The organism is Flavobacterium artemisiae, from assembly GCF_042678225.1.
Classification (GTDB): domain Bacteria; phylum Bacteroidota; class Bacteroidia; order Flavobacteriales; family Flavobacteriaceae; genus Flavobacterium; species Flavobacterium artemisiae.
The window spans coordinates 141,081-158,192 of record NZ_JBHUDZ010000012.1 but is presented as its reverse complement, the minus strand read 5'-3'; the positions used below and the strand labels follow the sequence as shown (position 1 = coordinate 158,192).

Annotated in this window: 18 protein-coding genes and 1 tRNA gene; 7 read left to right on the top strand and 12 right to left on the bottom strand. The window is 33.3% G+C overall.

Annotated features, from left to right (window positions below; translation table 11 throughout):
- Positions 1-273: 273 nt before the first annotated feature.
- The 5 genes from pyk to ACFSC2_RS11365 form a co-directional block, all read right to left on the bottom strand.
- Entirely contained in the window at positions 274-1,707 is a 1,434-nt protein-coding gene (pyk, locus tag ACFSC2_RS11385) for a pyruvate kinase (RefSeq protein WP_379815317.1), read from the bottom strand.
- A 5-nt stretch (positions 1,708-1,712) separates the two neighbouring features.
- Positions 1,713-2,201, bottom strand: a complete 489-nt coding sequence (locus ACFSC2_RS11380; protein WP_379815318.1) for an IPExxxVDY family protein — start codon at positions 2,199-2,201, stop codon at positions 1,713-1,715.
- Positions 2,202-2,326: 125 nt separating this feature from the next.
- Positions 2,327-3,067 (bottom strand): ribonuclease III, encoded by a 741-nt coding sequence (gene rnc / locus ACFSC2_RS11375; protein ID WP_379815319.1) that lies wholly within the window; start codon positions 3,065-3,067, stop codon positions 2,327-2,329.
- 9 nt (positions 3,068-3,076) lie between these two features.
- Complete coding sequence (fabF, locus tag ACFSC2_RS11370; RefSeq protein WP_379815320.1) at positions 3,077-4,330, bottom strand: beta-ketoacyl-ACP synthase II; 1,254 nt, start codon at positions 4,328-4,330, stop codon at positions 3,077-3,079.
- Between the two features lie 179 nt (positions 4,331-4,509).
- Positions 4,510-4,746, bottom strand: a complete 237-nt coding sequence (locus ACFSC2_RS11365; protein WP_007137004.1) for an acyl carrier protein — start codon at positions 4,744-4,746, stop codon at positions 4,510-4,512.
- Positions 4,747-4,921: 175 nt separating this feature from the next.
- Here ACFSC2_RS11365 and purN point away from each other — a divergent pair, with 175 nt between their 5' ends.
- Both purN and rnhA read left to right on the top strand, forming a co-directional pair.
- Complete coding sequence (purN, locus tag ACFSC2_RS11360; protein ID WP_379815321.1) at positions 4,922-5,485, top strand: phosphoribosylglycinamide formyltransferase; 564 nt, start codon at positions 4,922-4,924, stop codon at positions 5,483-5,485.
- A gap of 189 nt (positions 5,486-5,674) precedes the next feature.
- On the top strand, positions 5,675-6,148 hold the full coding sequence (gene rnhA, locus ACFSC2_RS11355; RefSeq protein ID WP_379815322.1) for a ribonuclease HI: 474 nt from the start codon (positions 5,675-5,677) through the stop codon (positions 6,146-6,148).
- Positions 6,149-6,209: 61 nt separating this feature from the next.
- Here the strand turns inward: rnhA and ACFSC2_RS11350 are convergent, their stop codons facing one another.
- Positions 6,210-6,557, bottom strand: a complete 348-nt coding sequence (locus tag ACFSC2_RS11350) for a DUF6249 domain-containing protein (RefSeq protein ID WP_379815323.1) — start codon at positions 6,555-6,557, stop codon at positions 6,210-6,212.
- 365 nt (positions 6,558-6,922) lie between these two features.
- On the opposite strand from ACFSC2_RS11350, the gene ACFSC2_RS11345 reads away from it, so the two are divergent.
- The 4 genes from ACFSC2_RS11345 to ACFSC2_RS11330 all read left to right on the top strand — a co-directional run bounded on the left by ACFSC2_RS11345 (position 6,923) and on the right by ACFSC2_RS11330 (position 11,006).
- A complete protein-coding gene (locus tag ACFSC2_RS11345) occupies positions 6,923-7,507 on the top strand; it encodes an RNA polymerase sigma factor (protein ID WP_379815324.1) in 585 nt (194 codons plus the stop codon).
- On the top strand, positions 7,494-7,895 hold the full coding sequence (locus tag ACFSC2_RS11340; RefSeq protein ID WP_379815325.1) for a hypothetical protein: 402 nt from the start codon (positions 7,494-7,496) through the stop codon (positions 7,893-7,895). Before ACFSC2_RS11345 ends, ACFSC2_RS11340 begins: the two co-directional genes overlap by 14 nt.
- Before the next feature lie 206 nt (positions 7,896-8,101).
- Positions 8,102-9,025 (top strand): PfkB family carbohydrate kinase, encoded by a 924-nt coding sequence (locus ACFSC2_RS11335; protein WP_132987703.1) that lies wholly within the window; start codon positions 8,102-8,104, stop codon positions 9,023-9,025.
- 82 nt (positions 9,026-9,107) lie between these two features.
- Entirely contained in the window at positions 9,108-11,006 is a 1,899-nt protein-coding gene (locus ACFSC2_RS11330) for an amidophosphoribosyltransferase (protein WP_379815326.1), read from the top strand.
- Positions 11,007-11,889: 883 nt separating this feature from the next.
- Here ACFSC2_RS11330 and ACFSC2_RS11325 read toward each other — a convergent pair.
- From ACFSC2_RS11325 to ACFSC2_RS11310, 4 genes are all read right to left on the bottom strand, one after another.
- Positions 11,890-12,501, bottom strand: coding sequence for a superoxide dismutase (locus ACFSC2_RS11325; RefSeq protein WP_379815327.1), 612 nt, complete (start codon positions 12,499-12,501; stop codon positions 11,890-11,892).
- Between the two features lie 138 nt (positions 12,502-12,639).
- A complete protein-coding gene (pth, locus tag ACFSC2_RS11320) occupies positions 12,640-13,266 on the bottom strand; it encodes an aminoacyl-tRNA hydrolase (protein WP_379815328.1) in 627 nt (208 codons plus the stop codon).
- A gap of 722 nt (positions 13,267-13,988) precedes the next feature.
- Positions 13,989-14,600, bottom strand: a complete 612-nt coding sequence (locus ACFSC2_RS11315; RefSeq protein ID WP_276171396.1) for a 50S ribosomal protein L25/general stress protein Ctc — start codon at positions 14,598-14,600, stop codon at positions 13,989-13,991.
- A gap of 66 nt (positions 14,601-14,666) precedes the next feature.
- Positions 14,667-15,608 carry a ribose-phosphate pyrophosphokinase gene (locus tag ACFSC2_RS11310; RefSeq protein WP_379815329.1) on the bottom strand — a complete coding sequence of 314 codons (942 nt, stop codon included), beginning with the start codon at positions 15,606-15,608 and terminating at the stop codon, positions 14,667-14,669.
- 220 nt (positions 15,609-15,828) lie between these two features.
- On the opposite strand from ACFSC2_RS11310, the gene ACFSC2_RS11305 reads away from it, so the two are divergent.
- Positions 15,829-15,908: transfer RNA gene (locus tag ACFSC2_RS11305), tRNA-Leu, on the top strand.
- A gap of 126 nt (positions 15,909-16,034) precedes the next feature.
- Here ACFSC2_RS11305 and ACFSC2_RS11300 read toward each other — a convergent pair.
- Positions 16,035-16,505, bottom strand: coding sequence for an OsmC family protein (locus tag ACFSC2_RS11300; protein WP_379815330.1), 471 nt, complete (start codon positions 16,503-16,505; stop codon positions 16,035-16,037).
- A gap of 11 nt (positions 16,506-16,516) precedes the next feature.
- Positions 16,517-17,112 (bottom strand): hypothetical protein (locus tag ACFSC2_RS11295; protein ID WP_379818648.1); only part of this gene is annotated, 596 nt, incomplete at its 5' end.

Genomic DNA, 17,112 nt, shown 5'->3' with positions numbered 1-17,112 from the left:
TAAACAATTAAATCTGAAATCAGATTTAAATAAATAAAATTAAAGCTGTTGCTCTCTATTTAGCAAAAAAAGGCTAAATGCAACAAAAAAGTGATTTTTTGACCTTAAAAGAAGTGTAAATATTGAAGTAAAAACCTTAAGAAAACAAAAATCAATCAAAAATTTAAAGCATATTATACTTACAAAAGGCTTTATCGTTTTTTTGATTGAAAATAAAAAAGCCATTTACAGATGTGCAAATGGCTTTTTTAAAATTATAAATGATAAAATGGACTACTCGATTTCAGAAACTCTCATAGTGTTTACCATTCCTTTATCTTTAATTGGCATAGCCGCAAGATTGATTAAATAATCTCCTTTTCCAGCATATCCTTTTTCTACTGCAATTTTGTTTACATCTGTAACAGTATCATCTGTACTTTCTTCATTATCATAGTAGAAAGATTTAACTCCCCATAATAAATTCAATTGTGTTAAGATTCTTCTGTTTGAAGTAAATACTAAAATATGTGCTGAAGATGGTCTCCAAGCCGAAATTTGAAAAGCTGTATAACCGCTGTTTGTTAAAGTACAAATTGCTTTAGCTTCAATTTCGTTAGCCAATAAAGCTGCTTGGTGGCAAACTGTTTTAGTAACAAAACGTTTTGTTTTGATTTGTGGTGTATTTTGTGGAACTTGAATTAATGGTGAATTCTCAACAGCCTCACAAATTTGCGCCATTCTCTGAATTACTTGTACCGGATAATTTCCTGTAGCAGTTTCTCCAGACAACATTACAGCATCAGCTCCGTCCATTACAGAGTTTGCAACGTCATTTACTTCAGCTCTTGTTGGAGTTAAACTTGTAATCATTGTTTCCATCATTTGTGTAGCAACGATAACTGGAATTCTAGCAGTTTTAGCTCTGCGGATCAAATCTTTTTGTACCAATGGCACTTCGTGAGCAGGAAGCTCAACACCAAGATCTCCACGAGCAACCATTAAACCATCGCAATATGCTACAATTTTATCCATGTTCTCAAGAGCTTCCGGCATTTCGATTTTAGCAATAATTGGAATTTTAACTTCTGAATGCTTAGCGATTAATTCTTGTAAATCTTGTAAATCGCGTGGAGTTTTCACGAATGAAAGTGCGATCCAGTCTACTTTTTGCTCAATTGCAAAAATAGCATCAGCAATATCTTTTTCTGTTAAAGCTGGTAAAGAAATTTTTGTATTAGGTAAGTTAACTCCTTTTTTAGATTTTAACTCTCCACCTTGAATAACTTTAGCAACAACCTCTGTTTTTTTATCTGTAGAAACAATTTCGAAAATAAGTTTACCATCATCAAGCAAAATACGCTCTCCAACATTTACATCATTTGGGAAATTTTGATATTTCATAAATGCTTTTTTTGCATTTCCAACAATATCTTCAGCAGTTGTAAAAGTGATTTCGTCACCATCGTTTACAACTGTTCCTTCTTCCATTACACCAACTCTTAGTTTAGGTCCTTGCAAATCTCCAAGAATTGCCGTAGTGTAACCAAACTCTTCGTTTAATCCTCTAATGATATTAATCTTCTCTTTTACACCTTCGTAATCTGCATGCGAAAAATTGATTCTAAACACATTAACCCCTGCATCGATCATATCTTTGATGATCTCTCTTGTACTACATGCGGGACCAAGTGTAGCAACAATTTTGGTTTTCTTGTTTGTTAACATTTTTTTTAAAAAATTAGATTGTTTTTTGATTTTATATTGTCTGTATCAACGGCATAAATAGCCGCAATACTTTCTATGGTATTTAATTTTTGTTGAATTTCTGAAAAATTTAGCGCCTCTTCGCTATTGTCTATTTTCAGGAAAAAATCGACTTTTTTGAATTCAGGAAGTAAATGAATTGTTGTAGAAACCTCACTTGTTTCATTAGAAAACAAATTCTGGAAATCATTTGTACTCACAGAAATGATTTCATTTTTATTCTGAATTAAATTCCATGAAACGGCTTTTTCAGAATCATAATAATAGAACCTCGAAAAATTTGCTTCGCCTTCCTTAGTTTGAGCATGGATCTCGTGTTTGCTCTTACTTAAGTTGATCGGAAGGTGTTTATTGATAAAATAGGCCAATCTATAATCTTCTAATGAAGTATGAATCGCCATTAAATAATAATCAATTTCGTCAAATTCGTCTAAATCCAATCTATGAATAGCCATGTCATGAAAAATCAAGTTGTAAATATACTATTTCTAGCGGAGCTTAAATAGTGAAGACAGTGTTGTTTTTGTTAAATTATAAACGAAAACGATGTAGCCTTGTGATACTTACAACATTTTTGCGGCTATTTCTTGTCAATTTTTTCTTGAAACGCAAAATAGGCTCTTTGTGAAGCTTTTTCTTCGGCCTTCTTTTTTGAAGTTGCTCTCGCTCTTGCAACCACTTTGTCATCAATACTTAATTTAACACCAAATAGGCGCTGTCCGTCTATCCCGTTATCTTCAAAAATATCATAATGGAAAACTCTTTTTTCCTTCTGACACCATTCGATAACAAGACTTTTATAACTAATAACTTTACCTTCTAATCGCGCGATGTCAACATAAGGTGTTATTACTCTTTTTTGAATAAATCTCTCGCAGAAAGCATATCCTTTATCTAGGTAAATTGCGCCTACTAATGATTCAAAAATATTACCATGAATATTTTCTCCAAAGTGCTGAATCGGCACTTTACTCTCTACAAACTGAACCAGATTTAAATCTTTACCTAATTCATTTAGATGTTCGCGACTCACAATTTTAGAACGCATTTTTGTCAAATAACCTTCGTCGCCATTTGGAGCTTTGTTAAACAAATGTGCAGCAATAACGGCACTTAACATCGCATCTCCCAAAAATTCTAAACGTTCATAATTAATTGGATGTCCTGCTTCATCAATTTTATTTGAAGATCTATGCGTGAACGCCTTCCTGTAAAAATCCACATTAGCTGGCGGAAAACCAAGAATTTTCTGAATAGTGCCAAAAAAAATCCCGTCTTCTAGAGAACGGGATTTAGAGAATATTTTTTTGATAAAATTCATACGCACGAATTAATCAGCTAATTTTTTAAATAATACACACGCATTATGTCCACCAAAACCAAAAGTGTTACTCATTGCAACATTTACTTCTCTTTTTTGTGCTTTATTCAAAGTTAAATTAAGCGATGGATCAATGTTTTCGTCAACCACAGTATGATTAATCGTTGGAGGAACAATACCGTGCTTCATTGCCAAAATAGAAGCAATTGCTTCAATAGCTCCAGCAGCACCAAGTAAGTGTCCTGTCATTGATTTTGTTGAGTTGATGTTCAAATTTTTAGCGTGCTCTCCAAAAACAGCACTGATTGCTTTTAATTCTGCAACATCTCCAAGAGGAGTCGAAGTTCCGTGAGTGTTGATGTGATCAACATCTTCCGGACTCATTCCAGCATCTCTTAATGTATTTTCCATTACAGCAATTACACCAATTCCTTCTGGATGTGGCGCAGTTAAGTGATAAGCATCTGAAGACATTCCGCCTCCTCCAACTTCACAATAAATTTTTGCACCTCTTGCTTTAGCGTGTTCGTAATCTTCAAGAACCAAAGCTCCGGCTCCTTCTCCTAATACAAAACCATCTCTGGTTGCATCAAAAGGTCTAGAAGCTGTTTCTGGACTTTCGTTTCTTGTAGATAAAGCGTGCATCGAGCTAAAACCTCCCATACCAGCAATTGTTACAGCTGCTTCAGAACCACCAGATACAATCACATCACACATTCCTAAACGGATGTAGTTGAAAGCATCAATTAATGCATTTGCAGAAGATGCACATGCAGAAACAGTAGTATAATTTGGCCCCATATAACCATTACGCATCGAAATGTGTGCTGGTGCAATGTCGGCAATCATTTTAGGAATAAAAAACGGATTGAATTTTGGTGTTCCGTCTCCTTTTGCATAATACAATACTTCTTCTTGGAAAGTTTCTAAACCTCCAATTCCTGCTCCCCAGATAACCCCAACTCTTTGTTTGTTTACGTTATCATTTGTGATTCCGGCATCTTTGATAGCTTCATCACTAGCAGCAATTGCATATTGTGCAAATTTATCTAATCTACGAGATTCTTTGCGATCCATGTAATCTTCAATATTGAAGTTTTTTACTTCGCAGGCAAATTTCGTTTTATGCTTTTCTGTATCGTAATATGTGATCGGAGCGGCTCCGCTAACCCCATTCACAAGTGCATTCCAATATTCCTGGATATTATTCCCGATAGGAGTAAGTGCACCTAATCCTGTTACCACAACTCGCCTTAATGCCATAAATTTGTATTTTGTATCTTTAAACAAATAAAACCCACGCTTTCTTAACTTATTGTTACTTAAGAGCCATGGGCATTACAATATAAATATATCTTTTTGATTGAAAATCAATCGAAATTTAAATTTTAAAAAAATAATAACACCCGATTTCGTTACTACGAAAATCGGGTGTGGTATTATTATTTTTTAGCTTCCTCGATATAAGAAATAGCTTGACCAACAGTAGCAATGTTTTCTGCTTGATCATCTGGAATTTGAATATCAAATTCTTTTTCGAATTCCATAATAAGCTCAACAGTGTCTAATGAGTCAGCTCCCAAATCATTAGTGAAGCTTGCTTCTGTTACAACTTCGTTTTCGTCAACACCTAATTTGTCTACGATAATCGCTTTTACTCTTGATGCAATGTCTGACATAATCTTTAATTTTAGAATTTAATTTGTTGGCAAAAATAAAAAACTTTATTTTAAAACCATGATTTAGTTTATAAATGTGATACTAATTTATAAAATTAATTTCAAGAAAGGTCTTTCAAAGCTATTTATTTTCGATTTTTATTCCGTTTTTTGCACTCTCAAAATACACAACTTTATGAAAAAAATTATCGTTTTTGCTTCAGGATCAGGAACTAATGCAGAAAAAATTATAAAACATTTTTCAAAAACCGAAATTGCAAAAGTCGTTTCTGTTTTTACAAATAATGCTTCAGCAAAAGTGATCGAAAGAGCAAAAAATCATCAAATTCCTGTCGAAATCTTCTCAAAAAATGATCTTTTAGAGAGAAACGTACTACAGAAAGTAGCGGAAATCGACCCGGATTTGATAATTTTGGCTGGCTTCTTGTTGAAATTCCCAGAAAACATAATTGAAAGATATCCAAACAAAATAATCAATATTCATCCTGCACTTTTACCAAATTATGGAGGTAAAGGAATGTATGGAATGCACATTCATAGAGCAATCATTAATAATAAAGAAAAAGAAACCGGAATTTCTATACATTATGTAAACGAACATTATGATGAAGGCGCTATTATCTTTCAAGCAAACGTAGCATTGACCGATGAAGATACGCCAGAAACCGTTGCAGAGAAGATTCACGAATTAGAACAAAAACATTTTCCTGAGATTATTGAACAATTGCTTAAAGAATAAAAATTAAATCATATAAGTAATATAAGTTCATTTTACTTTATGGAAATAGAAAAAACTAAAACATCCCAAACTACCACTAAGAAATATAAGTCTCAAATTTTAAATGATCTTATATAACTAATATGGTTAACAAAAATAAATTTTAGACAAAGCACAGCCAATCTAAAATCTAAAATCTAAAATTAAAAAATGCACGAAGTACATATATATACAGACGGCGCAGCAAAAGGCAATCCGGGCAATGGCGGTTATGGCGTTGTAATGGAATTAGTGGGTACTCCATATAAAAAAGAATTTTACGAAGGTTTTCGTCTTACTACTAATAATAGAATGGAACTTCTTGCGGTAATTGTTGGTTTAGAAAAACTAAAAAATCCGAATATGAAGGTTTTGGTCATTTCGGATTCTAAATACGTAGTTGATTCCGTTGAAAAAAAATGGGTGTTCGGCTGGGAGAAAAAAGGTTACACAGGTAAAAAAAATCCAGATTTATGGAAACGTTTTTTAATTGCATACCGAAAGCATCAAGTTAATTTTAAATGGATTAAAGGTCATAATAATCATCCGCAAAATGAGCGCTGTGACCAATTGGCCGTAATGGCCTCGTTGCAGCCCAAACTTTCAGTAGACGTTTATTACGAAACCATTGGTTCTAAAGAATAAAAAAACGCATCATATATATGATGCGTTTTTTTGTACTAACTTAAATTTTTTACTTAACAGCTTATTCTTTATCTAAATCTTTTGCGGTTTTAAATCCTGTTAAAAGACCAATTCCGGCCATTATAAAAATAATTGAAGGATAAACAGCCCCATCATCTAATGATGTATAAGTTGTAATTAATAAAGCAATAAAAATTCCAACACCGCTTCCTATTAATAAGAAAGCCAAATTTACTACAAAGACTTTCCACGCTGGAACATTGCCATTTTTCCCTTGAATAAATATACTCGCATCCACACCTTTTTCTATAAGTGCCAAACGCTCTCTGTTTCTTGTTGAATAAATTAAATAAACGATTCCGAAGATCATTAGAAAGAAACTAATTGGGATTAAGATTTTGTCATCCATGATTTTTTATGTTTTTAATTGATTGATATACCCATAGGACGACAGGTTTTGAAATGAGGTTACACATTTTGTGAAAAAAAATTAGAAAATTAGAAAATTTGCCAATTAGACAATGATAAAACGACTGATAATCAACTAATTTTGATAATACTATTTTTTACGTAACTCGCTAACTTTGTCAAAGCTGAATCGCTTCCATTACTCTACAATATTCTTATTTCGATCGAAGGGAGAAATTGGATTTGAAACATAACAGAATTTTAAAGCTAGCATTTTCTAATTTTCTAATTTTCTAATTTTCTAATTATTAATTTATTTTTCAAATTTCTTGTAACCTAAAGAAACAAACTGTCGTCCTATATAATATGAGCACAATAAATGATCAACATTATATCGATAAAATATTGCAAGGCGAGACAAATGCGTTTGCCGTGCTGGTTGATCGTTATAAGGATATGATCTTTTCACTGGCTCTCAAGATGGTCAAGAACAGAGAAGAAGCCGAAGAAGTTGCACAAGATACCTTTATAAAGATTTACAGTTCGCTGACCAAATTTAAAGGAGATTCGAAATTTTCGACTTGGATTTATAAAATTGCATACAATACTTGTCTTGATCGTTTAAAGAAAAATAAAAAAGAAGACCTGAATATTTCGATAGATGAATTTTCTTCTCATTTAATAAAAACAATGGACAATGCTTTGAGCGCTTTAGAAGATAAAGAACGAAAGCAAACTATTCACAAATGTTTAAATTTATTACCCGGTGATGAAAGTTTTCTGTTGACTTTATTTTATTTTGAAGATCAGAGTTTAGAGGAAATTGGAAAAGTAATGAATATCTCGGCCAACAATGTCAAAGTAAAATTATTTAGAAGCAGACAAAAATTAGCCGTAATTTTGAGACAGCAGTTAGAACCTGAAATAATAGAATGTTATGAAAAGCGATAAAGATATAGAACAACTTATTGATAAAATGATGGCTGAAGAAAAACTGCAGTCACCATCAATAGATTTCACTTCAAAAATTATGGCGAATGTTCAGATTTTAGAAGATAAAAAATTGAAAGCTTACAAACCTTTAATTTCCAAACCAATCTGGATTTCGATCGGTATCGCTGTGGCTTTATTGGTTATTTATGTTTCTCTTTTTTCAGTTTCAGAAAATGATCTTAAAGTTGATGAAATTGGGAAATTATATTCTGATAAAATCTCTACCGCATTTTCTGGAATTCATTTTTCTAAAAATACCTTATACGCGATTTTGATTTTGCCAATCATGATTTTGATTCAGGTTGGCGTTTTGAAGAATTATTTTGATAAGAAGTATCAGTTGTAAAATAATCGCAATTATTTTCAAAAAAGTTGCATCCTAAATTCAAAAAACCTATTTTAAGCTTTCAAAAAAATCAGTTTTAACCAATTCATTTACAAGAGTTTTACTCCGAAATCGTTGTCATTTTTTTAAGAAAATTTTGAGACTCTAAACCGTTGCAAGATTGTAACTTATAGAGTATCTTTGCACCCTAATTCGAAATTCATAAAATGAATAAACTATTGATTGTTGGAACAGTTGCTTTCGACGCGATTGAAACTCCTTTCGGAAAAACAGATAAAATATTAGGTGGTGCTGCAACCTACATCGGATTATCGGCATCATTTTTTAACTTGCAATCGGCCATTGTTTCTGTAGTTGGCGACGATTTTCCTCAAGAACATTTAGATTTATTGACTTCAAAAAATATCGATATTTCTGGTATCGAAATTGTAAAAGGAGGAAAAACCTTTTTCTGGAGCGGTTTATACCACAACGATTTAAATTCTAGAGATACTCTTGTTACTGAATTGAACGTTTTAGCTGATTTTCAGCCAAAAGTTCCTCAAAACTATAAAGATGCTGATGTGGTAATGTTAGGAAACTTACACCCATTAGTACAAAGCAGTGTTTTAGACCAAATGGAGAAAAAACCAAAATTAGTAGTTTTAGATACTATGAACTTTTGGATGGACTGCGCTCTTCCAGAATTGCTAGACGTTATCAAACGTGTAGATGTTATTACAATCAATGACGAAGAAGCAAGACAACTTTCTGGTGAATATTCACTAGTAAAAGCAGCTTCGAAAATCCAAGATATGGGACCAAAATATGTGGTGATCAAAAAAGGAGAACACGGAGCACTTTTATTCCACAACAGAGAAGTATTCTTTGCACCAGCTTTACCATTAGAAGAAGTTTTCGATCCAACAGGAGCTGGAGACACTTTCGCAGGTGGTTTCTCTGGATTTATTGCGCAAAGCGAAAACATCTCTTTCGGAAACATGAAAAATGCAATTATTTACGGTTCAAATTTAGCATCGTTCTGCGTCGAGAAATTTGGAACTGAAAGGATGGAAAACTTAAGTAAAGCCGAAGTAGCGATTCGATTACAGCAATTTAAGTCGTTAACTCAGTTTGACATAGAAATATAATGCGCAAAAGCCTCGGATAAAACGGGGCTTTTTTTATTACGTTAATACACACAACTTACAACACACAAAAAAAACAAAAACAATGAGCGACGCGTTAAAACACGAATGTGGTATAGCTTTAGTAAGATTACTAAAACCGCTTGAATATTATAAAGAAAAATACGGAACTGCTTTTTACGGAATTCAGAAGATGTATTTAATGATGGAAAAACAGCACAACCGCGGACAAGACGGGGCTGGTTTTGCAAGCATTAAATTGGATGTTGAACCTGGACAGCGCTACATCAGCAGAGTTCGTTCGAATCACTCGCAACCAATACAAGATGTTTTCAAACAAATTAATGAGCGAGTTAGCGAAGAGTTAAAAGCGCATCCTGAACTTGGAGACAATATGAAGGAACTAAAAGCAAATATCCCTTATGTTGGAGAATTGTTTTTAGGACACGTTCGTTACGGAACTTTTGGAAAAAACAGCATCGAAAGTGTTCACCCATTTTTACGTCAAAGTAACTGGATGCACCGTAACTTGATTTTGGCTGGAAACTTTAATATGACGAATGTTAAAGAACTTTTCGAAAATCTAGTTGAACTTGGACAGCATCCAAAAGAAATGGCTGATACTGTTACTGTAATGGAAAAAATTGGTCACTTCTTAGATAAAGAGGTTATGCAATTGTACCAAGACTGTAAAGCAGAAGGATATTCTAAAAGAGAAGCTTCGCCTGTAATTGCAGAACGTTTGGATATTGCAAAAATATTAGCTCGTTCGGCTAAAAACTTAGACGGAGGTTATGCTATGGCTGGTTTATTAGGTCACGGTGATGCTTTTGTATTTAGAGATCCAGCAGGAATTCGTCCAGCTTATTTCTATCAAGATGATGAAGTAGTCGTTGTTGCTTCTGAAAGACCAGTTATTCAAACTGTATTCAATGTGCCTTTTGAAAAAGTTCAGGAAATTGAACCAGGAAATGCTTTGATTATCAAGAAAAATGGTACAGTAAGCATGGATCAAATCCTAGAACCAACTGTTAAAAAAGCTTGTTCATTCGAAAGAATTTATTTCTCAAGAGGAAGTGATGCTGAAATCTATCAAGAGCGTAAAGATTTAGGAAAATTAATTCTTCCTGCGGTTCTTAAAGCAATTGACAGTGATACAGATAATACTGTTTTCTCTTATATTCCAAATACAGCCGAAACTTCATTTTATGGTTTAGTTGAAGCTGCTCAGGATTTCTTGAATCAGAGAAAAAACAATTATATTCTAGAAAATAGAAACACATTAACTGCTGAAACGCTTCAGGAGTTATTAGCTGTAAAAATACGTACTGAGAAAGTTGCCATAAAAGACGCAAAACTTAGGACGTTTATTACTGAAGACAGTAGTCGTGATGATTTAGTTGCTCACGTTTATGACGTTACATACGGCGTGATCAAACCAGAAGACAACTTAGTTATTATTGACGACAGTATTGTTCGTGGTACTACTTTAAAAATGAGTATCATCAAAATGATGGATCGTTTGAATCCAAAACGTATTGTGATCGTTTCATCGGCTCCACAAATCCGTTATCCAGATTGTTACGGAATTGACATGGCTAAATTAGAAGGTCTTGTTGCCTTTAGAGCGGCCCTAACTTTATTGAAAGAGAGAAACTTATATCATATTGTAGACGAAGTTTACGCAAAATGTAAAGCTCAAGAAAATTTCGCAGACAAAGATGTTGTAAATTATGTAACCGCAATTTATGATCAATTTACACCTGAAGAGATTTCAGATAAAATTGCAGAAATGTTAAGCTCACCAGAAATCAATGCCGAAGTAAAAATCATCTTCCAAACAGTAGAAGATTTGCACGTAGCATGCCCTAAAAATTTAGGCGATTGGTATTTCACTGGAGACTACCCTACTCCAGGCGGAAATCGTGTCGTAAATCGAGCATTTATGAATTTTTACGAAGGAAAAGACGCTAGAGCTTATTAAAAAAGTATTAACAAAAGGTTAATTTGTGCATTTCATCGGTTTTTTTTGCCGTTCATCCTGTTTGTTTGGTAAAATTGAAATGCTGTAATACTTTTGAGAAACCATAACATTAGTAGGTTAAGTTTATGGTAGATTTGGGGCAAAAAGGGTGGAAGCAATTCCACCTTTTTTATTGGAATAAACTCAAGTATTTCTAAAACAGCTTCTTAAAATTCCGTTTATCGGATATACTTACCTTTCGTCTGAAAAATTTTTGATATACATTCAACTGCCATACTTTTACTAAACCATAACATTAGTAGGTTAAGTTTATGGTAGATTTGGGGCAAAAAAGGCGGAAGAATTTCCGCCTTTTTTAATTTTTAGATTGTTGTTGATTTTTGACTTTATTTAATAACAATAAAAAGACACCTTAAAAATCACCATCCTTTCTCTATATTCTATTCTCTATATTCTATATTCTATTCTCTATTTTCTATTCTCTATTTTCTATTTTCTTTACTCCTTTTTCTTTACTTTATTTTCTCTTCCCTTCATTCCATCTTCTTATTCCTTCAATACAGCACATTGTATTCCATTAATCGGATATACTTGCCTTTTATCTAAAAAATTTTTAATATATACAGAACCGCCATACTTTTACTAAACCATAACATTAGTAGGTTAAGTTTATGGTAGATTTGGGGCAAAAAAGGTGGAAGCAATTTCACCTTTTTTATTTTCTTTTTTTTTAGAGAATAGAAAAAAGAACATAGAACAAAGACTACAATGCTCAAATTGAATTTTGGTAATCAAGAAGTAAAAAAGAAAAATATTATAAAACGAAAAAGACGGACAACTATTAAGTTATCCGTCTTTTTTCTATATTCTATGCTCTATACTCTTATTTATCTAAAGCAAATCTTCTTGCAACTTCTGTCCAGTTAATTACACTGAAGAAAGCTTCGATATAATCTGGTCTTCTGTTTTGGTAGTTTAAGTAGTAAGCATGCTCCCAAACATCCATTCCTAAGATTGGAGTTCCACCGTTACCAGCAACTTCTGGCATTAATGGATTGTCTTGATTTGGAGTTCCTACAACTTCTAGTTTTCCACCTTTTTGAACAACTAACCAAGCCCATCCTGAACCAAATTGTCCAGCTCCAGCTTTAGCAAATTTTGCTTTAAACTCTTCAAATGAACCAAAAGAAGACTCAATTGCAGCTAATAAATCACCTGTTGGCAATCCTCCTCCGTTTGGAGACATTACTGTCCAGAACAAATTGTGGTTGTAAAAACCTCCACCATTATTACGAACTGCTGCGTTTGATTTATCTAAGTTGATTAAGATATTTTCGATTGTTTTCCCTTCTAAATCTGTTCCTGCAATAGCAGCATTTAGATTTGTAGTGTATGCATTATGATGTTTTGTATGGTGGATTTCCATTGTACGTGCATCAATATGTGGTTCTAACGCATCATATGCATATGGTAACTGTGGTAATTCAAAAGCCATGGTATTAAATTTTTATGGTTTATAATAATTTATCCCAAATTTAGACATTTAACTTTGGAATAGAAAATACTATTTCGTTATAATTGAATTTAATTAAATGATAATTTGATTTTTTCTTATGTAAATAATTGTAAATCTTTATTTTCCGTTAAAAGTGGTCATTGTATTTTCTAAACCGGCCGTTCCAAAAGTTCTAATAATTTCCGAAGACACTTCTAGTCTTTCTGGTAATTTAGCATCTTCTTCTGCATTCCATTCTCCTAAAACATAATCTACTTGTTGTCCTTTTTTAAACTGATCACTGATTCCGAATCTAAAACGGGTATAATTTTGCGTATTTAAAACTAGATTAATGTTTTTAAGTCCGTTATGACCTCCATCGCTTCCTTTTGGTTTGATTCTAATAGTCCCGAAAGACAGATTTAAATCGTCCGTAATAACCAAAATATTCTCCAACGGAATATTTTCTTTATCCATCCAATATTTTACAGCCTTACCGCTTAAATTCATGTAAGTATTTGGTTTTAAAAGAAAAAAGGTTCTTCCCTTAAATTTATACTCTGCCATTGATCCCAATTTTACAGTTTCAAATGAAAGTCCTTCTTTTTTGGCTAAAAAGTCCAGTACTTTAAATCCGATATTATGTCTGGTGTTTACGTATTCAGCTCCAATATTTCCTAAACCTACGATTAAATATTTTTTCATATTATCTATGTTCTCTTCTTTTGGTGTTGATGAAAACAGTTTTGTTATCCATTTTATCATTTGGCAAAAGTAAGATTAATTAGAGAATGTGCCAATTGGATAATTAGATAATTTAGCAATTTGATGGTTTGATAATTGCTTTTGCTTGTCTTAATTTAACCGCAAAGTTCACAAAGGTTTTCGCAAAAAACGCAAAGAAGTTCTCTCGCAGATTTTGCTGATTAAGCAGATTTATTTTCTTAGGAGCTTAGAAGCTTATGAAAAAGATTTTTTCTTGCTAGCCCTGACAGAAGCGGTATCCTTTTTATCCGCTTTTTAGCGGATGAAAAGATTTAGCGGATGGCAGGAATGTCACGTCTTTTGAAAACGGGATTTTCTGCTTCTAAAAAAAATAATTAGATAATTTGAAAATGTGACTACTTCTTCAATTAGATAATGTGAGCATGTGTCAATTAGATAATTACCTGCTGGTCGTTGTTTAACCGCAAAGTGCGCTTAGATTTTTACGCAGAGAACGCAAAGTTTTTATCTTTAACTTGAGAAGTCTTTTAAATTAAAAGTTCGCAAAGCTTTATTTAGACAGCTTTGCGAACTTAATATTTAGATATTACCTGCACACCAAACAAAATATCTTGGCGTGCTTTGCGTTAAAAAAACTTATGGCCTAGCCACAAAGTTCGCAGAGATTTTGAGCTTAGAACCTTAGCATATCAGCACCTTAGAACCTCAAAAAAAAAGCCCCAATCGTAAAGATTGAGGCTTTTTGTATAGAGTTGAAAAAATTACTTTTTCTTTCCTTTTGCAGGAGCTTTTGCAGCTTTTGCAGCTTCTTGAGCAGCTTTCATAGCAGCACGAGAGATTCTTACTTGAGCAACAACTGTGTTGTCTGGGTGCATAATTTTGTACTCTGGTTTTCCAACTTTAGTAACATATAATTTGTTACCCATTTCAAGTGGAGTGATGTCAGCTTCAACAAAATCAGGAAGATTTGCTGGTAAAGCTTTCACTTTTAATTTACGTTGGTTCAAACGTAAAACACCTCCCGCAAGAACACCTTTAGATGTACCAACGATTTTCACAGGAACTTCCATTGTGATTTCTTTATCATCAAATAATTGGAAGAAGTCAATGTGTAAAATTTTGTCAGATACTGGGTGAACTTGGATATCTTGCAAAATTGCATTGAATGATTTTCCTTTTCCAAGCTCAATCACAACTGTGTGTGCATTTGGAGTGTAAACCAAGTTTTTGAACGCTGCAGCGTCTGCTGAGAAGTGTACTGCTTGATTTCCTCCGTATAACACGCAAGGAACCGCTCCAGCATTACGTAAGGCTTTAGTTGACACTTTGCCCACGCTTTCTCTTTCTGATCCTTTAATTGTAATTGATTTCATTGTAAAAAAATATAGTTATTAAATAAATATTCTTCTTTAAAAATGTCTTAACGCCTTAAGCAGTTATTACATTATAAATTTTCCACTGATGGAATTGTTGTGGTGAACCATCTGCATTACCTCAGCAAATAGAGGCGCACAGCTTACCACTTTTATTTTCTTTGATTCTTTCTTTAACGGAATAGAATCGGTTACGATTAACTCAGTTAATTTTGAGTTTTCGATTTTTTCGTAAGCACCGCCAGATAAAATAGCGTGTGTACAAATTGCTCTAACGCTTAGTGCTCCTTTTTCGATCATTAGGTCTGCCGCTTTCGCTAAAGTTCCTCCTGTATCGATCATATCGTCTACTAAGATTACGTTACGCCCTTTTACTTCACCAATCAGTTCCATAGTGTCGATAACGTTGGCTGCTTTTCTTTGTTTATAACAGATTACTACATCTGATTCTAAAAACTTAGAGTAAGCATATGCTCTTTTTGAACCTCCCATATCTGGAGATGCAATTGTTAGATTTTCTAATTTTAAACTTTCTACGTATGGTAAAAAGATGGTAGATGCAAATAAATGATCTACTGGTTTTTCAAAGAATCCTTGAATTTGATCTGCGTGCAGATCCATAGTCATAATTCTTGTTGCTCCGGCAGCTGTTAATAGGTTTGCTACTAATTTTGCCCCAATCGGAACTCTTGGTTTGTCTTTTCTATCTTGTCTTGCCCAACCAAAATAAGGCATTACAGCTGTAATGTGTCTTGCTGATGCGCGTTTTGCGGCATCAATCATTAACAACAATTCCATCAGATTATCTGCGCTTGGAAAAGTCGAACATACGATGAAAACTCGCAATCCTCTTATTGATTCTTCGTAAGATGGCTGGAATTCTCCATCACTATACGTTGACATCGTTACTTTCCCTAACGGAATTCCGTAATCTGCAGCAATTTTTTCTGCAAGATAAACACTTTGTGAACAAGCAAAAATTTTAGCTTCTGGTTCTAGGTGCGACATTATAAATTGTTGTTTTGTAGTTAGTTGTGTGTGCGTCGTTTTAACGAGGTGCAAATTTATAAAATTTATTGGACACTGAAAGCAAAAATTTAAGTATTTTTAGTAGTTGATTTAAATTTATTTTTTACATTTGCACCGTGTTAAAGGAATGACGCCATTTATGACTTCATTCTATTGCGTTAAAATAATTGATTTCTCATTTTATTTTTTCGTCTGCTAAGCCCGGATGGCGGAATTGGTAGACGCGCTGGTCTCAAACACCTGTGGGAAACCGTGCCGGTTCGACTCCGGCTCCGGGTACTTAAAAACCTCTTCTTAACGAAGAGGTTTTTTTTATGCCTTTTTTTGAACCATATAAGTTATATAAGTAAATATAACTTTGAGTTTAAGTACCTTTTTTAAATGAACTTATATCACTTATATGGTTTAAATAACCTCGCAACTCGCATTATGCAAAATTGGAAAATTGCACGAGTTGGCAATAAAACACAATTGATTTGCTTTTTGATGCAATTCTAAAGCCAATTCTAATTTGTCTGAGTTTACAATTGTAACTTTTGGATTTAATCGAACTTCTGTAAAACGTCCGCTTCCGTCTGTATTTACTTCTAATGTTGCTTCGGCGTTGTCTGTATAATTTAGAACTTCAATTCCGTTTTGAGAGCAGACATATAGGTACGACATCATGTGGCAGGAAACTAAACTGCTTAAAAGCAAATCTTCTGGATTGTATAATTCTGGATCGCCTTTGAACGCTTTCGCTGCTGAAATATCTAAAACTGGTTTTCCTTCAATTTGAATTTGATGGGTTTTGCTGTAGAATCTTTTGGATGATTCTTCTTGGTTTTGTTTTAAAGTCCAGTTTAATTTTGCTTTGAATAAATGTTTAAATCCCATAAACTATTTGATTATTTTGCTGATTCTATTTTCTCAATAAACCATTTGCTACCTATCTTTTTTAAAGAATACTTATAACCTCCAGATATAGGCAGGACAAACTTCACCTCTGAATTAAACTCATCCTTTTGATTTACAACATATTTGCTTTTATCGATATTCAGTAGATCTTCCTCAAATGCTTCTTGAGTAAGAAAGAAATGATCATAATCAAAACCATATGGAGGCCCGTCATTTTCTGGGTTTTCTTTGTAATATTGATCTGCTTCTAAAAACAATTTTTCTTCATTTTTAAGAAGATTATCAGTTAAAAAACCACTTTTTTTCAATTCCGAAATATATTTTTCAGCTTCTTTAAAATCTACATAATAGTTTTCTGCCTCTTCATTCTCTTTCGCATCCGCTGGCCCTCCACCAATAGCATCAAATTTACTCAGCATATCCATGTTTTTAATATACCATTTCATAAAGTCTTTAACTAATGTTATTTGTTCATTGCTATCATTAGATATCTCTGGTTTTTTACCTGAATCTACTTTAGCAACAGGACTGCTTTTTGATTGATTTTTATTTTGACAGCTTTGAAGGAATAAAATGGAAAATAAAA